This window comes from Pseudomonas sp. 22189, from assembly GCF_052045635.1.
Classification (GTDB): domain Bacteria; phylum Pseudomonadota; class Gammaproteobacteria; order Pseudomonadales; family Pseudomonadaceae; genus Aquipseudomonas; species Aquipseudomonas parakoreensis.
Window position 1 is genome coordinate 1 of sequence record NZ_JBQEPG010000025.1, and the last position, 18,496, is coordinate 18,496.

At 52.3% G+C, this 18,496-nt stretch carries 16 protein-coding genes and 1 pseudogene; 12 read left to right on the forward strand and 5 right to left on the reverse strand.

Annotated features, from left to right (window positions below; translation table 11 throughout):
- Positions 1-53 precede the first annotated feature (53 nt).
- The 9 genes from ACTJKS_RS22340 (at position 54) to ACTJKS_RS22380 (ending at position 8,708) form a co-directional block, all read left to right on the forward strand.
- Positions 54-644 carry a hypothetical protein gene (locus ACTJKS_RS22340; protein WP_440828972.1) on the forward strand — a complete coding sequence of 197 codons (591 nt, stop codon included), beginning with the start codon at positions 54-56 and terminating at the stop codon, positions 642-644.
- Between the two features lie 10 nt (positions 645-654).
- Complete coding sequence (locus ACTJKS_RS22345) at positions 655-936, forward strand: phage antirepressor KilAC domain-containing protein (protein ID WP_440828973.1); 282 nt, start codon at positions 655-657, stop codon at positions 934-936.
- Between the two features lie 158 nt (positions 937-1,094).
- Complete coding sequence (locus tag ACTJKS_RS22350) at positions 1,095-1,451, forward strand: pyocin activator PrtN family protein (RefSeq protein WP_440828992.1); 357 nt, start codon at positions 1,095-1,097, stop codon at positions 1,449-1,451.
- Entirely contained in the window at positions 1,438-1,674 is a 237-nt protein-coding gene (locus ACTJKS_RS22355) for a DUF4224 domain-containing protein (protein ID WP_440828993.1), read from the forward strand. Before ACTJKS_RS22350 ends, ACTJKS_RS22355 begins: the two co-directional genes overlap by 14 nt.
- Positions 1,675-1,676: 2 nt before the next feature.
- On the forward strand, positions 1,677-2,744 hold the full coding sequence (locus tag ACTJKS_RS22360) for a tyrosine-type recombinase/integrase (protein WP_440828999.1): 1,068 nt from the start codon (positions 1,677-1,679) through the stop codon (positions 2,742-2,744).
- Positions 2,745-3,020: 276 nt separating this feature from the next.
- Positions 3,021-4,208: a hypothetical protein gene (locus ACTJKS_RS22365; RefSeq protein ID WP_440828994.1), complete on the forward strand. Its 1,188-nt coding sequence runs from the start codon at positions 3,021-3,023 to the stop codon at positions 4,206-4,208.
- Positions 4,205-6,001, forward strand: coding sequence for an ATP-binding protein (locus tag ACTJKS_RS22370; protein ID WP_440828995.1), 1,797 nt, complete (start codon positions 4,205-4,207; stop codon positions 5,999-6,001). Before ACTJKS_RS22365 ends, ACTJKS_RS22370 begins: the two co-directional genes overlap by 4 nt.
- A gap of 370 nt (positions 6,002-6,371) precedes the next feature.
- The gene (locus tag ACTJKS_RS22375) at positions 6,372-7,580 is read left to right on the forward strand and encodes a hypothetical protein (RefSeq protein ID WP_440828996.1); all 1,209 of its coding nucleotides are present in this window, start codon (positions 6,372-6,374) and stop codon (positions 7,578-7,580) included.
- A 243-nt stretch (positions 7,581-7,823) separates the two neighbouring features.
- Positions 7,824-8,708, forward strand: coding sequence for a hypothetical protein (locus ACTJKS_RS22380; protein WP_440828997.1), 885 nt, complete (start codon positions 7,824-7,826; stop codon positions 8,706-8,708).
- 412 nt (positions 8,709-9,120) lie between these two features.
- Here ACTJKS_RS22380 and ACTJKS_RS22385 read toward each other — a convergent pair whose 3' ends face one another.
- Entirely contained in the window at positions 9,121-11,013 is a 1,893-nt protein-coding gene (locus tag ACTJKS_RS22385) for a hypothetical protein (protein ID WP_440828998.1), read from the reverse strand.
- Positions 11,014-11,658: 645 nt separating this feature from the next.
- Between ACTJKS_RS22385 and ACTJKS_RS22390 the strand changes: the two are divergent.
- The 3 genes and pseudogenes from ACTJKS_RS22390 to ACTJKS_RS22400 form a co-directional block, all read left to right on the forward strand.
- Positions 11,659-11,820, forward strand: a pseudogene (locus ACTJKS_RS22390) (DUF159 family protein); the annotation flags it as partial.
- A gap of 427 nt (positions 11,821-12,247) precedes the next feature.
- Positions 12,248-12,697: a hypothetical protein gene (locus ACTJKS_RS22395; RefSeq protein ID WP_041072612.1), complete on the forward strand. Its 450-nt coding sequence runs from the start codon at positions 12,248-12,250 to the stop codon at positions 12,695-12,697.
- 950 nt (positions 12,698-13,647) lie between these two features.
- A complete protein-coding gene (locus ACTJKS_RS22400) occupies positions 13,648-13,833 on the forward strand; it encodes a hypothetical protein (protein WP_108182564.1) in 186 nt (61 codons plus the stop codon).
- Between the two features lie 102 nt (positions 13,834-13,935).
- Here ACTJKS_RS22400 and ACTJKS_RS22405 read toward each other — a convergent pair whose 3' ends face one another.
- The 4 genes from ACTJKS_RS22405 to ACTJKS_RS22420 all read right to left on the reverse strand — a co-directional run bounded on the left by ACTJKS_RS22405 (position 13,936) and on the right by ACTJKS_RS22420 (position 18,418).
- Complete coding sequence (locus tag ACTJKS_RS22405; protein WP_108182563.1) at positions 13,936-15,312, reverse strand: GntP family permease; 1,377 nt, start codon at positions 15,310-15,312, stop codon at positions 13,936-13,938.
- 92 nt (positions 15,313-15,404) lie between these two features.
- Complete coding sequence (locus ACTJKS_RS22410; protein ID WP_108182562.1) at positions 15,405-16,235, reverse strand: amidohydrolase family protein; 831 nt, start codon at positions 16,233-16,235, stop codon at positions 15,405-15,407.
- Positions 16,236-16,263: 28 nt separating this feature from the next.
- Positions 16,264-17,553 carry an MFS transporter gene (locus ACTJKS_RS22415; protein WP_108182561.1) on the reverse strand — a complete coding sequence of 430 codons (1,290 nt, stop codon included), beginning with the start codon at positions 17,551-17,553 and terminating at the stop codon, positions 16,264-16,266.
- Between the two features lie 133 nt (positions 17,554-17,686).
- Positions 17,687-18,418, reverse strand: a complete 732-nt coding sequence (locus ACTJKS_RS22420; RefSeq protein WP_047294081.1) for a GntR family transcriptional regulator — start codon at positions 18,416-18,418, stop codon at positions 17,687-17,689.
- Between the last annotated feature and the right edge of the window lie 78 nt (positions 18,419-18,496).

The window sequence follows — 18,496 nt, forward strand, 5'->3', positions numbered from 1 at the left end:
GCCAAGTCCTGCCAGCCCTCTCCTATCGATCCGAACGGTGGAGGGCACGCGGCATGATCAAGTACAAGATCGACAACCGCACCCTGCAGTTGCTCAACGCCCAGGTCAACCTGACCGAAACCTTCAACCACGTCCTGCGAACAGCACCGAAACGTGAATGCCTGGCGTTTCGCCTCAAGGCTGAGCGCGGCACAGTGGAAAGCACTTTTGTCGTCGAACTGGGCAGCGAACGCCACACGCTGACCCTGCAGAACGACAAGAAGATGCACCTCAAACTCGCCGACTTCATCGAAGAGATTGCCAACGGTCCGTTCGACGCGAGCAACTCCAGCGACCTGGTGCATCGCCCGCATGCCGATCGTCAATACGGCCGTTTTGATGTCCAGGACAAGCAGCGCGTGTTCGAACTGGTGCACACCGGCGGCGTGCTGAGCCTCGACATGGGTTTTGAACTTCCTCTTCATGTGGCACTGCATCGCACCCAATCACGCCGGGGCGTCACCGCCATCTTGAGCATCGGCAACAAGAGCCCGCATACGCGTTGCTTCACCCTGTACGACCCCGATGCCGAGATCTACGCAAAGCTCATTGAGTCCATCAACCACCTTACTGCAGCGGCCACTCCTGCTGCGCATGCTGCTTGAGGAACCGTTTATGGAACGCACCCTAGCCCAAGCAGCCACTCAACTCGGCCTCACTCGCCCCAAACTGATCGCTCTCATGCGGGAGAAAGGTTTGCTCAAGGGAAACCTGCCGGCAGATCTAAAGCGCGACAAGGTGTACCTGCGGGTCAAGGACAGCCCCTGGTATGACGAGAAACACGGAATGCAGTACAGCCAGTCGACTCGGGTGAAGCAGGCCGGTATCCGTTGGCTGGCCGAGCAGTTGGACATCGATCTTCCTGCCATCCCGGCAGATCGCCGTGACGTGGCCTAGGGAGTACGCCCGCCAGATCATTGCCATGCGCACACGTGAGGAGCGCAACGCCGCGCTCCTCGAAGTGCCCGAACATCTGCGCGAGCTGACCAGACGCCACTGCCTGAACGCTTGGAACCACCCGGCACGACAACAACGCAAGGAGGCTCGACAAGGCCATGAGTAACACTGCACAGAACCCGCTCCGCCTGCATCCGGCGCCCGAATCGGCCACCGTTGAACTGCTCTATCGAGTCTTCGGTGATGTCCTGATCCCGCTGGAAAAAGTCCGCGAGCAGTACTTTCGCAATCTCAACGAGCAGTCGTTCGTGACGGAGATCAACAGCGGCCGGATCCAGCTTCCGATCACCACGCTGGATACCAGCCGCAAGGCACTGAAGTACGCGCACATCCGCCATGTCGCCTCGTTGATCGACATCCGCGCCTACAAGGCCGACCAGAGCTTGCAACGCCAGCAGGGCGAGTCAACAAAAGCAGAGACAAATTTAGAAAGGGATATACATGGAAATTCGTAGCGAAACTCTTGCCGAGGACGAGTTGGTCGCTATCACCGGGTATCAACGACCTTCATTACAGTTGGACTGGCTCAATCGAAATGGCTGGAAATACGTACTTACAGGCGCAAGACGGCCCGTTGTCGGCCGCGTATACGCCCGAATGAAACTGTCTGGTGTGAAGCCTTCATCTGAAAATATTGCGGCTGAAGCCTGGTCGCTAGATCTTTCACGCGTGGGTTGAAAATGCGACCAAGAAAAGCAGTAAATCGGGATCTACCACCTCGAATGATCAGACGCGTTAGGTCAATGAAAAACGGCTCTGAGTGGGTCGGCTACTACTACGATGGGAGAGATGAACACGGGAAGAGGAAGGAAATTCCTCTCGGTGGCGATTTGGATATCGCCAAGGCGGAATGGGCAAAACTGGATTGCAAGCCAATTCCGCAAAAGAACTCCCTGCTTGGGAAAGTTTTCGACAGATACGAAGCCGAGATCATCCCAGGGAAAAAACCTAGAACCCAAAAAGACAATTTGCTTTCGCTGACACAGCTGAGGAAAGCATTCAATGATGCGCCGATAAATGCAGTGACACCGCAGGTGATAGCCCAGTACCGCGACAAGCGGACCGGGAAAGTTCGGGCAAACCGCGAGATCTCGTTGCTCTCGCACATCTATAACATCGCAAGGGAGTGGGGGATCACTGACAAGGAGAACCCAGCCTCAGGAGTGCGCAAGAACAAAGAGACACCACGGGACTTTTATGCTGACGCCACAATCTGGAATGCCGTGTACGGCGTCGCCGTGCCAGAACTCAAAGACGCCATGGACTTAGCCTATCTTACAGGCCAACGCCCAGCGGATGTTCTGTCCATGCGTGCTACGGATGTCACAGAGAGTTTTCTGCAGGTTGCACAGGGCAAGACTTCGAAAAAGCTCCGCATCCAGCTTGATGCAGGCAAGATTTCTAATGGCTTGGGTGAGCTGATACAAAAACTGCTCGCACAACGAAAGGCGCGAGCGGTCAGAAATCCATACTTGATCGTCACCGAGGACGGACGCCGCGTAACCGCTCCCATGCTGCGTCTGCGATTTGACGATGCTCGAAATATTGCCGTCGCGAAAGCTTTAGAAGACGAGGACTTACAACTCGCTTCGAACATCCGACAGTTCCAGTTCCGGGACATCCGGCCTAAGGCAGCCAGCGAAATTGACGATCTTGGGCATGCCAGCAGACTGTTAGGGCACACAGATAAACGGATCACCGAAACAGTTTACCGACGCGTCGGTGAGATCGTGAAACCCACGCGGTGATCCAATAAAATCGGTCAAATTGCTTCACGAGTTTTCTTGACCGCTCAACTAAAACTGAGAGCCGCTCTTCGTAACGTGCGGCTCTCGGCCATAGCGCCCATCCATGAATGGTCCCTATCAACCCATTACTGCCTATCGCTGGAGAGCGATAATTTTCGATCCGTTGACGTTTCGAAGTCAGCCTCAGCTCCCAGCAGTGGCACTTTGCACGCAGTGGTATATATCTTCTCATGGCATCATCGAATTCATTAAATGCGTAGCCAGGGAAGACAGCCAGTGATTTCTATCGGCGATATCTACAACCAAGACATCAATTTTCTATTCGGATCAGGTGCGTCGTTCGGTCTGCTCCCAACCCTTCAATTGCAGGTTCAGACCGGTGAAGGCGACTCTCGCTACACACTGGAAGACTTAGCCACCAAGTTTGAGCGTGAGCAAGACCGGCGTCTGATCCCGCTGTTCATGCACTACTACACAAGTTGCATACGTCCCGCCGAGCGGCTCAACCTGGAACAGGCGCTGAACGAAGAGCCAGGCGCCACGGTTATCAAGAACTACCGCACGTTCTTAATTACAACACTTGAGATGGTGAAGCGCCGCAAAGCACTAGATCGTCGCTGCAATGTGTTCACAACGAACTATGACGGCTGCTTCCCCCTCGTGGCTGACGCGTTGATCAAGGAAGGCAACATTGACTTCGTGCTGAATGACGGCACGCGAGGGTTCACGCAGCTCATCCTACAGGCCCGAAACTTCGGGTCTTACCTGTGCCAGGCGGGTGTCTTTGGCCGCTATCAGAGCAGCATCCCTCAGATAAACCTGATCCATTTGCATGGGTCGGTTTATTGGAGCAAGTTGGATGCCGGGATCCAAGTTGGCTATGACCTGTCTAGTCGCGAAGACCTGATGGATAACTACGCGATGGAATTTCTGCAACCATTTTCGGCGGCGCTTAACGATCCGGCATCGACACTTGCCGACGTGCCAGACACAGGCTTCTCCGACTCAGAGCTGAAAGCGTTCTGGGAAAAGTATACGCAGATTCCAATAGTTAACCCTACCAAATGGAAGTTCCACGAGACAGTGTACGAGGAACATTACTATCAGATGCTACGGTTGCTCAGCTACGAGCTTGAGAAGCCCAACGCTGTACTCATCACTTTTGGCTTCTCGTTTGCCGACGAGCACATCCTCAACCTGGTAATGCGGTCTCTATCCAATCCAGGTCTGCAGGTTTTTGTCTGCTGCTACAGCAAGTCAGGGCACACCGCCATGGAAAATAAGTTCAAGGGACACCGCAACGTTGAGTGCCTGATGTTGCAAGACAGCGAGATGGACTTCACCGCTTTCAATGAGCAGGTATTGGCTTGGCCGAAAGCTGCGATTCCTAAACAGGATGCACCTATAGCTCCCGCAAGAGTGCCCCCGCCTGCGCCCGATACAGACTTCGAGGATCTAATATGAGCATCCGGGTTGGCGAGGTCATCGCAGTTCATGGTACCAAATTGATTTTGAAGATCGACGAGCAGTCGAGCAAGGAAACGCTGTTTTATGAGGGTGAGAAATACAAAGGCGTCTCAATTCGAGAATTTCTGTCCATTCAACGCGGCTTCCGCGACATCGTCTGCATGGTCGAGGGCGAGTTCCTAGACGAAAGCCGGACTGAGATGCATGAAGGCCGGCAATCGTTTGTGCGGAAAGTAGAGGCAAGGCCGATTGGGTACTTCGACAGCGCTGGCTTCACTCAGGGCATAAAGTATCTGCCAATGATCCAGGATCCGGCCTACCTGCTTCCCGAGGAAAAGATCAGATCCATCTTCGACCGCAATGCGGACAGTGATTTCAGGATCGGCTCCATGCTTAAAGAAGAGATAACGGTCGGGCTGCCATGGAAGCGCCTTTTCAACAGCCATATTGGAGTCTTCGGCAATACCGGAAGCGGCAAGTCGAATACGCTGGCTAAGTTATATACCGTTCTTTTCGATCAGAAACTCCCCCTCATTACAGGTAAGAGCCGCTTCATCATCCTAGACTTTAATGGTGAATATGGAGGCGAGCAGCTCGTGGCCGCAGGTCACAAGACAGTCTACCAGCTGTCCACGCAGGCCAACCCCGACCTCAACGACCCCACGTCCCGCTTTCCGCTGGCTCCGGAGGAGTTCTGGCAGCTAGAAACTATGTCCTTGCTCTTTCAGGCCACGACGAACACTCAGAGGCCTTTCCTCAACCGCGTCATCGCAGGCTGGGAGCGGTATGGAGCCATCCCTGGCTCACTTACGAACTATGCGAAATCGATGTTTCAGCGATCGTTTTGTGCCGGCGAAGTGAAACCAGCGACGCTGGACTTGATGCGAACCGTGGCGCGGCGAATGGGAAACCAGCAGGTGGTGGATCTGCTGGCAGATGTAACCTTGTACCGCAATGGCCGCTTCAACTGCCGCGGTGTGTGGATCGACCCCGATGGCAACAATTACGATATGCACATCGCGCCCACCATCGGTACGCTGGACAGCCAAGGTCTCGATGAATTCGACCAGCTTGTACTACGCGTCAACCTGCAACTGATCTCCGACCTGAATGCCGGATATGTTCAGTTCGAGCACATACAGCCGCTTCTGAAACGCGTCGAGTCCTCACTCGCTAGCCTGCGTAAAGTTTTGTCGGTATCAAATATTCCGCCAGGTGAGCGCTTGCTGACAGTCATCTCGTTGCGCCGGTGCAATAACGAGGTTAAAAAGGTTCTGCCGCTGTTGTTTGCCAAGCACTACTACAACAGCCACAAGGAGATAGTTGCCAACCCGCCCGACCGCACCATCCATATCATCGTTGATGAGGCCCACAACATTCTTTCCGAACAGTCGGCGAGAGAAAGCGAAACCTGGAAAGATTATCGGCTTGAGCAGTTCGAGGAGATTATTAAGGAGGGACGCAAGTTCGGTATGTTCATCACCATCGCTAGCCAGCGCCCTGCAGACATATCGCCTACTATCGTCTCGCAACTCCACAATTTCTTCATTCACCGCCTGGTGAATGACCGCGATCTGTACCTAATCGACAACACGATCTCTACGCTGGATGCTCTGTCGCGCAACCTTATCCCCGGACTCTCACAAGGATGTTGCGTGGTCACAGGCACCGCCTTTGAGCTTCCAATGGTGATCCAAGTTGATCGTCTGCCAAGCAGCAAGCAGCCTGCCAGCGAGGACGTCGATCTCGAAAAGCTGTGGAGAGATGATCTGGCAGTTGGAGCTGAGTAATCTGCGCAGTGGAACCCGATGGGTATGACGACGAGGGGTGAATAGCCAGCTTTTCTCATTCTCAGCCAACCATGCGGGATAGCGAGTCATAGCGAACTTCCGATTTTGGCCGAAAACAGACAATCACGAAGGGCTGCTTTCACCCAGAAGCGCCTCCGGCAAAACGGGTGAGATTTTGGCAGCTCAATGCTGGTCATATTAGGATCGCTGTTTCGATTTTTTTGAGAAGATAGCAGAATGCCATTGCATCCAGTAGCCGCCTCACGTTACCGTTTAGGCCTTGGTAATTAAGGTCTGCTGATGTGATCACGCTTCAGCTTGCCCAAGCAATTATGTTAATTAAAAATCAGAACTGGCAACTGGAAGCTATATGTTTGATGATTACGATTATAAAGACACCGGAGCACGGATCAAAGTAAAGTTTTTGCAAAGACGTGATGAGCCGATGTACCCATGGGAAATTGCTGGCTTTCTAAAAAAACTTAATACTGTTTATTACAAATTTGAACTACTTAATTCTATCTGCTCCGCGGTAAATCATGGAATTAGTCCCGAAGACATTTTCATATTTGATCACTCACTACCTTTATATGAAAGATATTCGGAGATGAATTTGCTGAGTGAGCCTTTCGCGGCCCAGCTATTCTACTCAATAGGTATGCCCATACCCCTAATGCCGAGCGTAAGCATTTACGAGTATAACTGCCTATACCGAATATTTAATACGATAAACTCATTCCTGAAGAAAAATCATGTAGGCACACTAGGCCTGACCAACATCAGTTATCTATATGAGCATCTCCAATCGTTCGGCCTAGAGGCAGCTGAAGCAAACGCAATTGACCTTGCTTATAAGCAAGCGGAAAAAAGCTATGAAGCAGCTGCAAGGCGAGGAGAAAAAAAGAAACAATTTACAGATAGCGACTTCAACAAGCAGCTAGACAAATACAAAAAGTATAAGCACCAACTTTTTTTAGATATCAAGCAATCACAGCAGCTTGATGATAAACAACGCTTAGACATCCTAACCTTGGATGGGCGAGACAACATAAGACTATCCCGCCTCCTATCTGCATTTTTCACAACGTTTGACAAAACCACTAGACCTCTAGTCTGCGCTCGCGTATCGGATAATAAATTTAGGATTCTGGGGCGCTCTTTAGTTAACAAGCAAGAGCAAGTTGGCTTGGAACTTAAGGAGGTTAAAAGAAATAGTCCTTTAGGTGCTATTTTTGAGGGTGGTATTGCTTTGTACCAGGCTATTCAGCAGGAAAAGCGGGCTAAAGAAATTCATGATGTAGACATGGAAATAAAAAACAAACAACTGGAACTCGCTGAGGCTGAGCTGCACGGGCAGAAAATCAAGAATCTTAGCCTGGAATTGCAATTGTCCGAACAATTAGTTTCCATTGCTAGCAAAACTGATATTGTATCAATAAAAAAACTTCCACCGTCCTTCCTCAAAGATCAGGTGGTCGCAGCATATAGCATGCAACAATCGAATGCGAGCTACATGCTTCATCATCAAGGTCTTTATCTCGAACGCGACTCAGTCAGCATTATAGATTTGAATGCATAGACATTTCGATTAAGTGAGAAGTGGTATCTAAAAATGAGTGTGTGTGGGGGGGGGGCAGCTACGAGTCAACTGCTACCTTTCGCGTCGGGCAGCAATCGACTCACCGCGATAAGACAGCCCCGCCTCCGCTCTTTAAGTTTTTTATTGATGCATGAATTCGAGATCCATACAGGATTGCCACTAGTACCGCTTTTCAAGCTAGCATGTATAATCTAGATTTTCAGAATAAAGGAGAGCGCACGTATGGAAATGTCGGAAGACGAGTATATTGAGCTAATAAATAAGATAGGGAACGAAGAAGTCGCTGAGATTATGTACGGGGTGCTCTTCAAGGTTCACATGTCTCTTGAAGGTATCTCGAATGAAATGTCGGATGCCTCGGAGTGGCGATATGGGCTTTTTAAATCTTTTTATAAACTCTACAATACTACACTGAGGCTGTCAGAGGGAACAAGTTACGTATTCGCCCCTCAATATACTTATACAGATATCAAAGCAATAAATACTCAGATTAGGGTATGTCATGAGCTTTATCTGATTTTCCAGTACATTACCACCAGGACAATTGGTGATGGCTCGCAAGATGAAAAGGATTTCAAATACGCTTGCTACAGGCTTAGTGGCGCGCTGGATAACAAGCGTACACTTGACAAGCTTAAAGATGTTCCTTCGTATAAAGAGCTATACGAACGTGAAATAGTTTATGTGAGAAAGGAGATTTCCGAGTGCCGAGAAATGATCTCCCAAAGCCCTACTTACCAATTGCTAACGCAAGATATTAAAAATTCTGTCAAGTCCGGCTACTGGAGAGTAAGCTCTAACAGCAAACTCAGTTGGAATGATTTACTTGCGCACACTCCAATATCGAAGGAGTTTGGTACATACCAGTATCATACGCTGAGCATGTATGCTCACACTAGCCATGCAGCTCTTCAATCTGAGGCTCAGCATGACGGAGAAATGAACAACTCGCTGGCATACATGTACACGCTTGCGGCACTTATGAGTTGCTCAACGCTTGCCGCTTTCGGTTTCGATTTTAGCCCATTAGAAAAGAGAGAGGTTGCTTTGATTTTTGACTTAATCAATGCTGGAAATATTATCATGTCAGCGAAGCCAAGCGTTTAATTTCAACCGTATATGAAATGCACTCGCTACAGCATGATCTCGATGGGCTTACTGCATGCTCCAGCCACCGCACTCTACGGTGTTAAAAAAGTCCCGCTGATTAGCGGGGCTTCTCTTTCAACTACATACAATCTGTGAGGCGACCAACGGTCAAGTTGTCGTCATTTCCTTCCTATGCCCTTCGTGAGGGGTCAGTGAATCGGCCTTAACATCGTAGATTCCATTTGAGTGACTGATATTGGCCGACTCCTGCTTTTCTCCCAAGGTCCGAGAAGGACCTGAATCAACCTTTCAAATGTCTCAACCATTGGTGAAATTTATATACTTCGCCTTAAACTGATAGTAGCTAATCTTTAAATAACGGCTTTGAATCACCCGGTGAAAGAGCGGGTTGTCCAAAAAACATGAGATTTCAAGAGAAAATTTCGCATAGCAAGTCCTCACGCATCCTATCCCAGACAGGCTCCAGCATCTGCTTTATCCACTTAAGATCGCTCCTTATATCTGCAATGGTCTCGCAGCAACAGATCAGCGAACGAAGTGCCATTTCCAACATCGAGCTGCTGCTACAACACTCAGCAATACCAATCATTAAGGCGTCCAGCTCCTCGACCAATGGATGTGGCCCCAATTGTAAATTGCCTCTGATGTAACCATGGTGTTCTCGAGGAAGACGGTAGGCTAGATGCTGGACGCAGCGTAATACCGCCTGTACCAAGTGGCCTTCGATATTAGCCGGAGTAGCGTATATGCAGAAATGTGACTGCATCGAATGTAGACAATTACTCAACATTTCCGAGGTATCAATTTCCGAAACCTGCGAAACACACAACCGAGAGTAGGAAAACAGATGTTCATCCGGATCAAATATTGGGAAATTACCAGTCAATTTTTTCAATGGATGACTGAGCCAAGACAGCTCCGCTCTACACTTTCCGCGGTACCAGCGCATGACTCGGGGTATAAGCGTAGTACTCAACCAATCGTGAGTGAACTCGGCACTCCACAGCCCACGCGGCCCCCAAGAACTGGAAAGTTCACGAAGGTGATTTGCGCTCCAGCCGATGAGAATACTGGGCTCATGAGAACTACACATCCCACCCTCTTGGTATACGTACAAAATTAGATGGTAACCGGAGTCCAACGAATCGGTGACCCTAGGCGAAAAAACCTTTAATACACTATTTCCAGAAGCATCAAATATATGTTCTTCGGTCTCACCTGTAGCGTAGTCATGCTCTCTGGCGTAAATCATGATGAGGCGCCAGAGAAAACGTGAAACGCTATAGATTGTATGTACAGGCTGTGATGAATCGGAAAGTTGCTTGAATCTTAGACAGCGCCAATTGGCTTCCAGCCTCTGAATCGTGTCTAGATAGTGAGTCCAAACCTGGATCAGGCACCAATTCAGGTCCTCTAGCTCTTTTCGGTCCAAGCTCAATTGGAACTTCTGTGTTGTGAGCAAGAAACGCGCCGAATCGCTCAGCGGCAAAGTAAAAGGTCCCTTTACCGGATCGTGATAATGCCCTGCCCATTGCAGCCAATGCACCAAATCCTTCCCAGCAATGGCCAAGGAAACTCCCGCCAAATTGGATCGGGCAAAGGAAAAAATGGCGGAAGCTATATGCGATTTCGGACTTGGCAGCAGGACTTCCATCCTGACGCTTTCGTTTTCGATAGTAAGATGCGAATCGTAGTGCTGAGAGAAGCCTTTTCGATAAAACTGCTGTTCTTCTATAGGCATCCTCAGTGTATGACAGAAGCGGTCACTGATCTGTTTAGAGAAAAAGGTTTCGACGAGTTCCGGATTCTGCCGCAGAAGCTGTTCGATCCAGCCTTTGTGCCAAATTTCAGCAGATAAGCCATGTGCTTCCAATTCCTTTTTGGCTAAGTGCCAAGCCTCAAGCAGTTGAGTGTCTTCTTGAATATCAATCGAAAGACAGAGAATCCAGGTGCGTGACTCGGTCGCCAACTTTGCTTCAAGGAAGGTCTTGACCCAAGTTCGAATGTCTGCCGGTTTTACTTTCCTCCATCTTTTTACCTGAGCAACCTTGTATTTGCTCTCTCGTGGTGCCTGCCAGATGATGTCAATACCTTTCTGATCCTGCCCTGCCCTTCCATATTTGAAAACCTGTAGGCCGCCTTCCGAATACTGGTGCTGGATCAAGCGCGCGCATAGTCTCTCGAAGTCTTCCCAATGCATGAGATGAAATGGTAAACCTTCCAGTTTGGGTTCGAGGATGTCGCTTATCACAGGGGACGGGGATGCCAGTAAATTTCCTGGATTGATATCTGTGAATTTCATGCAATTCCTTTGGCACTGGCATCAAAATTTTAGCCAAGACAGCCTGTCAAATCAGCCATGTTTTTGTCAAAAAAAAGAGAGCCCAGGCGAGTCCAACAATATGGCTACCCGCGAGGTGCGCTGAATTTAGCGCCCACGGAAATATTTCGGTTCAACCACCGACATAAGGCACGAACCCTCCACCAGAAAAATCAAAAACCGGCAAAAAATCATTTCCGCAATTAGATTCCTACCCCCTGATTTCAGCGCCCCTCAGAGCATCGGCGAACACTGGCTTGTGGAAATAAATTTAGGCTAACAGATTGAAATTAAAGGATTATTCTTCGGACTTGAAAACCGTCGACTGTAACAGGTCCATGAGTTCGAATCCCATCGCCTCCGCCATCTTATGTACGACAAAGCCCTGATTATTCAGGGCTTTGTCGTTTCTGGCGTTTACGAAAAATTCTGCCTTTCGATATGTGTTCCATAACTTTTGTGGGCGGGTTCCATAACTCCGACCGATTTCTCCCCTCTCCGGCGTCCTGCCAATCGTTAAAACACTCTTCATGTAACACGGTGCTACGCTGATGCCTTGGCTGCCAAGGAAACCAAAATGCCCAACTCCGACCTGCTCCCTTCCCTGCTCTTCAAGATCAACGAAAACTCGCCCGGGAATGGTTGGACCCGGCCACGCCGAAAGAACGCGCCGAACAGATGGCGCTGCACCAAGGTGAACCGACAGAGGCGTTCGAGTGGTTCAAGGTTGACCGGGCCGTGGGGAACGTCCGGAATCAAGGCCCCGACCTGATTGAGCCTATCGGATGATGGTTAGAACAGCCGGTGACCAACAACGCCAGAACGCATGCCCACAGGATTTTCATGGTAGCCCCTATAAAAAATAGGAGCGTGCCGCCGCGAATGCAAAAATGAGCAGCGTTACTGAGAAATTTCACGCACATAGGCTAGCTCGGAAAAATGGGTGTGGGGAGCCGGAAACGAAAAAGCCCCGGCAAATGCCGAGGCTCGTTGACTTCCTTAACACGAAAAACTCGTCTTCGCGACAGTCTTTGCACGAAAAAAATCGAAAATCAACTGAAATCTATAGCAGTCTTTGGCCTGCCTACACTCGGACGACTTAACTTATGACCAATCTGTAGAGCACGTGTAATATTACGTCGCCATCAGCCCACTGCTGATCGAGCGCTTTGGAAAGCGCCGGAAACAACCAATGCTTTCAAGAATGGAGTTATAAATGCGCAAGCTCTTCGCCTTTGCACTTGCATCTGCCCTGTCTTTTACCGCCCAAGCAAACGAGTGGCGGCAGTTCACCTCAACGATGTACGTTCTCGACCCGGCCGGAGAGCAACCGTTGCTTGCGATGGCAAGCTTGTTTGAAGGCGAACACGTGGTCATGAATTTGGTGGACTTGTCGGGGGCATTTTGTGAAAAAGGGGAAAACTCTAATCCTAGACCCGCAGGCCCTTTTCAAATAAACGGAACCAATGTGAAGTTCGTTCAAGCCTGCCTCGGTGGGAAAAGAGTTCTGTCTCCGGAGACTGAAAAAGGAAAAGCCTTCTTGGCTAATGCAATCCTCGGCGGCCCAGCAACCGTAGTGATTGAGGGCGGCGACGTCGTCAAGTTCTCTTCAGAAAACTTCGAGGCTGCGAAAAAGGCAATGCTCGATACCAATTCGGCACTCTGATCCAAAAATGATCTAGGAGGCGCCGAGCAGGATTCATGCTCAGCGTCTCCAGCTTTAAATCTCGCCCCACCCCGAAAGCAAGTTTGAGGAGGGTACGCGGGCTGCCGGTGTTGATTCCGTACGTCGCACTATTCGGCTATCGACGTCCAGCCATTCCCGAGTGCTGCCCTGGCTACAAAAAAACCGCACTGGGCGGGCTTTCTGTTACCTGACACTACTTATTTTCCTGGCGGCTACTCGCGAAACCTTGAGTACTACCAGCGCTATTAGCGCACCGACAACCCCGCCAAATAGTCCCATCTGAAATGCTGCTGATGGCTCCATCCAACAAGGGCTCAATGGCTTAAAAGGATAGTAGAGGCATGGCTCAGGAAAGAGTGCCCGCCATACTGGTAACGCACCGCCGATCATCAGCAACCCTATCGTAAAAAGCGCAAAAGCTTTCCATTGCGGTATGACGAGAAACTGCCTCCGAAGCACTGCTAAGGCGATGACTAATACAAACGAAAAGAAACCGGGAAGGTAAAGTGTCACGAAGTAGATTTGGTCGAGCTCGTGGCCGGCAGTATCCATATCACCTCAGCAAAAAACCGGCGATTGGCCGGGCTTGAATGTCTATGTGCGTTTCGCGTTACTTGTGCACTATGGGAAAACTACCTTACAAATCCCAACATAGAAATACCTTTATGCCGCATCTTCAGAATTTTCATCAAAGATGACCTGCCACACAGACTGCAACGCCTGAACATCCACTTCTGAAATAGCTTCACGCAGGAAATTCCACACCTCCTTCCAGTCGCGATCCCAAACTTTCGGCTCGCCATGTATGCCTATGAGTCCCTACACAGAAAGCTCACCCAGGCGCGCAAGGAGTACTGCTCGGCAGTCAGGTCTGGAGTTCGCCGCAGTGACCAGGCGCTGCGCCAAGAACAGCCGACGCAGGTGGCGGCATGAAGCGCTTCATCCGCCGCAAGATTGAGGCCTGGTTGATATTGGTGGCCGCGAAGATCCTCGAAGGCCGGACCGTCCACCGCTCGCCCGTCGTCTTCCGACATCACTTGTTCGACCTTGAAATGATGGGAGATGTGGCTGTCTTCGACAGGCAACTTTCGACTGTGGATTCAACCGGTCGGTGAGGCACTGGGCGAGTCCAATCCGCTGCAACTGCCGCGCCTGATCGACGGCCAATAAGGGGTTTCACAGATGGCGGCGTCCTGATTGGACGCCGCCTCAGGTCATTACACGACCACGTTCAACAGCAACACCACAATCAAACCAACCACGGCGACGATCGATTGCACCACCGAAATAGTCTTGGTGGCTTCGCCCATCGTCATGCCAAAGGATTCCTTCACCATCCAGAAACCTGCATGGTTGGCGTAGTTGAAGAACAACGAGCCGCAGCCAATGGACAAGGCCAGCAGCGGCAGGTTGAGGCTGGGATCAGCACCGGCCAGCGGCGCGAGCAAACCGGCAGCCCCCACGATACCTACCGTGGCGGAACCGGTAGACACCGAAAGCAACATGGCGATCAACCAACCGAGGATCAGCGGAGGGAACGCCGACTGCTGAGTCAGGTGCACAATCGCATCGCCCACCTTGGCGCTGGTCAGCAGTTCCTGAAAGGCACCGCCGCCGGCGATGATCATGATGATCGAGGCGATTGGCTTGAGGCTCTTGCCCAGCGACTCTCGCAATTGCCCCGCATCGCCGCCGCGCGCGAGTACCAGACTGGCCCCGGCGAACAGCACGCCCAGCAGCATCGCTATCAGCGGATTGCCGAGGAAACCGGCCATTTTCAGCAGCGCATTGTCCTTGGCCAATACCATCTCGGCGACGGCATGGATCAGCATCAGGATCGCCGGCAGCAAGGCTGCCAGCACGCCAAGGTATACGCTGGGGCTTGGTTTATCGTCGGTTTTTTCAGCCAGGGTGAACTGATCCAGCAACACCTGATCGGGCCGAGTGCTCATGCGCGGGGAAATGAATGCGCCATACAGTGGGCCGCCTAAAATCATGGCCGGGATAGCCGCCAGGAAACCATAGAGCATGGTCGGCCCGACCGAGGTTTTCAGCGCGGCGATGGCCGTCAACGGGCCAGGGTGCGGCGGAACCATGCCGTGCATGGCGGCCAGTGCGGCAATCACCGGAACGCCCACATAGACATACGCTGAACCCTTGAAGCGCGCCTGACCTTCCAGCTTGCGCGCGACGCTGAAGATCAGCGGCAGCATGATCACCAGGCCGACCTCGAAAAACATCGGAATGCCAATCACAAACGCGACCATCATCATCGCCCACGGAATCATCCGATCCGTTGTGCGCTTGAGGATGACCGCAGCAATCTGCTCGGTGACGCCGGCGTCAGCAAGAATTTTGCCGAGCATCGCCCCCAGCGCGATGACCACCCCCACTGCCCCCAGTGTCTTGCCGGCGCCGGTGACCAAGTGGGAGACGATGCCATCTGGCTCCATTCCGGTTGCAAAGCCTACGCCGACGGAAACTACCAGCAAAGCCAGCAGCGGGTGCATTTTGAGGCGCGAGACGATCAGCGCTACCAGCACCAGGACGCTGATCAATGCGGTCAGTAACAGATCTATATCTAAGGGAGTCATGAAAGGTTCTCGGTTGGGCTGGTGCCCAAATTCTTGTGTGTGTGGGTGAAATGAATGGCATCTGCAACGGCTGAGTTTCAGCGTTCGACTTTCTAAAAACCGAATAACCTTCGAGGCGCTTGCACCAGCAGCGAGTCGCTGGCTTGCGCCGAAAGTTCCAAGGCTTGCAACTGGTCGACGACGGTGGCGAAACCGATGCTTTGCTCATGCTGCGTATGCGGCCAGTCACTGCCCCATACCAAGTGATGCAGGCCGAAGCTTTGTTCCAGCAACGGTAATGCCCTTCGAGCGAAATCAATGTTCTGTTGTGGCGTACCTCCCAAACGATAGATTCCCGATACCTTGATCCAGATCGGACTTTTAGATCCGGCCTCAAGCAACTCGCCAAACCCGGGCTGATCGAGACCCGCATTCGCGTCCGGCCGCCCAAAGTGATCGATCACCAACTTCACGCCGAACGGCGTCAATTGCTGGATCAGGCCCGGCAGATCCCTGACTTCCCGGTGCAACTCGACATGCCAGTCGAGATCAGCGATATCGCTGAAAAACCCTTGCCAGGCACTGTCACGAAAATCCGGTAACGCCTTGCCGATCAGGTTCAAGCGCACGCCGACCACGCCCAGTCGAGCCATGTCATTCAAGGTGGAACGACTGACGCTTGGCTCCAGCACCACCACACCGCGCAACTGCTGCGGCGCTCGCTTCAACGCTGCCAACAGGTAGCTATTGTCGGTGCCAAGGAAACTGGGTTGCACCAATACACCGTGACTCAGACCATGCGTTTGCAAATGCTCAAGGTACTGGCCAAGCGTGGCGTCGTACTCAGGGGTGTAGCGCCGTGCACCGATCAGATGCAGATCACGGCTGAACACATGGGCATGGGAGTCGATGCCGGTGATCGACTTGGAGCGGGTATCTGACATGGGTTTTATCTACTGAAGGTTAGGATCATCACGCCCGAGCGCGTTGATTGCCGTTGATACCGGCCGAAACGGAGGTGGCATTGGCTTCGAGGTCCCTGCCCCGGGTTTCAGGCAGGCACAGTGCGGCAAACACCGCCACGCCGTAGGCGATCCCGGCATCGATACCAATCGCCGAACCCAGCGACATGGAGTCACTCATGTGCCCGACCAGGAATGGAAATACAGCGGACAGCACCCGGCCAAAGTTGTAGCAAAAGCCAACGCCGGCGCCACGTACATCGGCAGGGTAAAGTTCGTTGAAGAGCGCTCCCAGACTGGCCGGAATACCGGCGGCAAAGAACCCCAACGGGAACCCCAGGAACAGCATCTGCGTATTGGTCAGCGGCAAAAATACGTAGCACTGCACCGTGACCACGCAGCACAAGGCAAACAGCACAATGTTTTTACGACGGCCAATGCGATCGATCAAATAGCCGCTGGCCACACAACCACACCAGAAGGCGAAGATGATCACCGCCAGATACGCGCCCGAGTTCAGCACAGAGAGATTGCGCTCGGTCTTGAGGAAGGTCGGCAACCAGGTCATTACCGCGTGATAGCCACCGTGCGCGCCCAGTCCCAGCAGCCCGCCAAACAAGGTCACGCGAATCAGTTCCGGGCGAAAAATGCCGGCGAGCGACTTGAAGAAACTCTGTGGGATGGCGTTGTCTTTTTGCAGACGCTGGAAGCTGTCCGGCTCCTCAACGTTACGACGTACCCAGATGATCAGGAACGACGGCAGCAACCCGACAAGGAACATCACACGCCAGGCCATGTCCTGTGGCACCCAGGTATAGATCAGCGTGAACACCCCGACCGCCAGGCCCCAACCCACCGCCCAGGCACTTTGCACAGTGCCCATGACCTTGCCGCGATAGTGCGGATTGATCGTCTCGGCCATCAGCACCGCACCGGCCGCCCACTCCCCGCCAATCCCGAAACCCTGCAGCGCCTTGACCACCAACAGCTGATTGAAGCCCGTGACGAAGGCCGAGAGAAAGGTGAAGAACGAGAACCACACAATCATCAACTGCAACGTGCGCACACGGCCATAGCGGTCAGACAACGTCCCACCCACCCAGCCACCGAGTGCCGAGGTGACGAGGGTAACGCCGCTGATCAATCCTGCATCGCCCTTTGTCAGCGAGAAAGCGGCGATCAGCGCCGGAATCGCCAGACCGAACATTTGTACTTCCAACGCGTCGAGCGACCATCCGCCGAAGCAGGCCCAAAACGTTTTGCGCTCCCGAGGAGTGACTTGGCGATACCAGCTGAACATGATTCTTATCCTTATAGGTGTTACGCAAGGCAGCCGACAGCCAACCGCACCGCGACAGGGTCAGCTTTGGCAAACAAACAGAAATCGGGCGGCGATCTAGCCGCCGCAGAACGCTCCGCTACACAGGCAAGCGTCAGCGAATATCCACGCTGTAGCGGAAGTGCTCCGCGTGGCCGCGCGAGCGACGCCACTCCAGCGGGCTACCCGCGTAGTCGCGGGCCAGACGCTCGATCACGATCACCGGACTGTTGACCGCTACCTGGAGCAATCGGGCATGCACGTCATTCACCGATTCAGCGGTCAGCGTTTCTTCGGCCGATGCAACAACCTGTCCGCACACTTCTTCGTAGATCGGATACAGCAGCGGCCCTTCGCGACTGAGGTCGATCTCCAGCAGCGCCTGAAACCGCTGGCGGGGCAACCAGATTTCTTCGGCGAGCACCGGCTTAACATCGAGCAGACGCACACGGACAATACGAATGACCGGCGCATCGGCGGGCAACCCCAGTGCTTGCGCTACGGCCGAAGGTGCGGCAACGGGCTCGATCGAGAGGATGCGACTCTCCGGGACCTGGCGCTCACCGGAAACAGTTTGGAATCGGAAGAAACGGAACAATGAGGATTGAAACTGCGCCCGGCGAATGAACGTCCCTCGCCCTTGCTGACGCTCCAGAATGCCCTCACTGACCAACGCATCAATCGCCTTGCGCACCGTGCCGGTGGACAGTTGGTATTCAGCAGACAGCGCCGCTTCAGTAGGGATCGCCTCCCCCGGACGCCAGCGATTATTGGCGATCTGCTCAGCCAATTGGTCACGCAGGCGTTGGTACAGCGGGAGTCGGGCATCACTGGATAAAGAATTCATCGACTTTATTCACCTTGTTATCTAGTCATCTATATGAATCTTGCCGCGAGTATTTGCCCAGATAACTTGCCTGTCAAG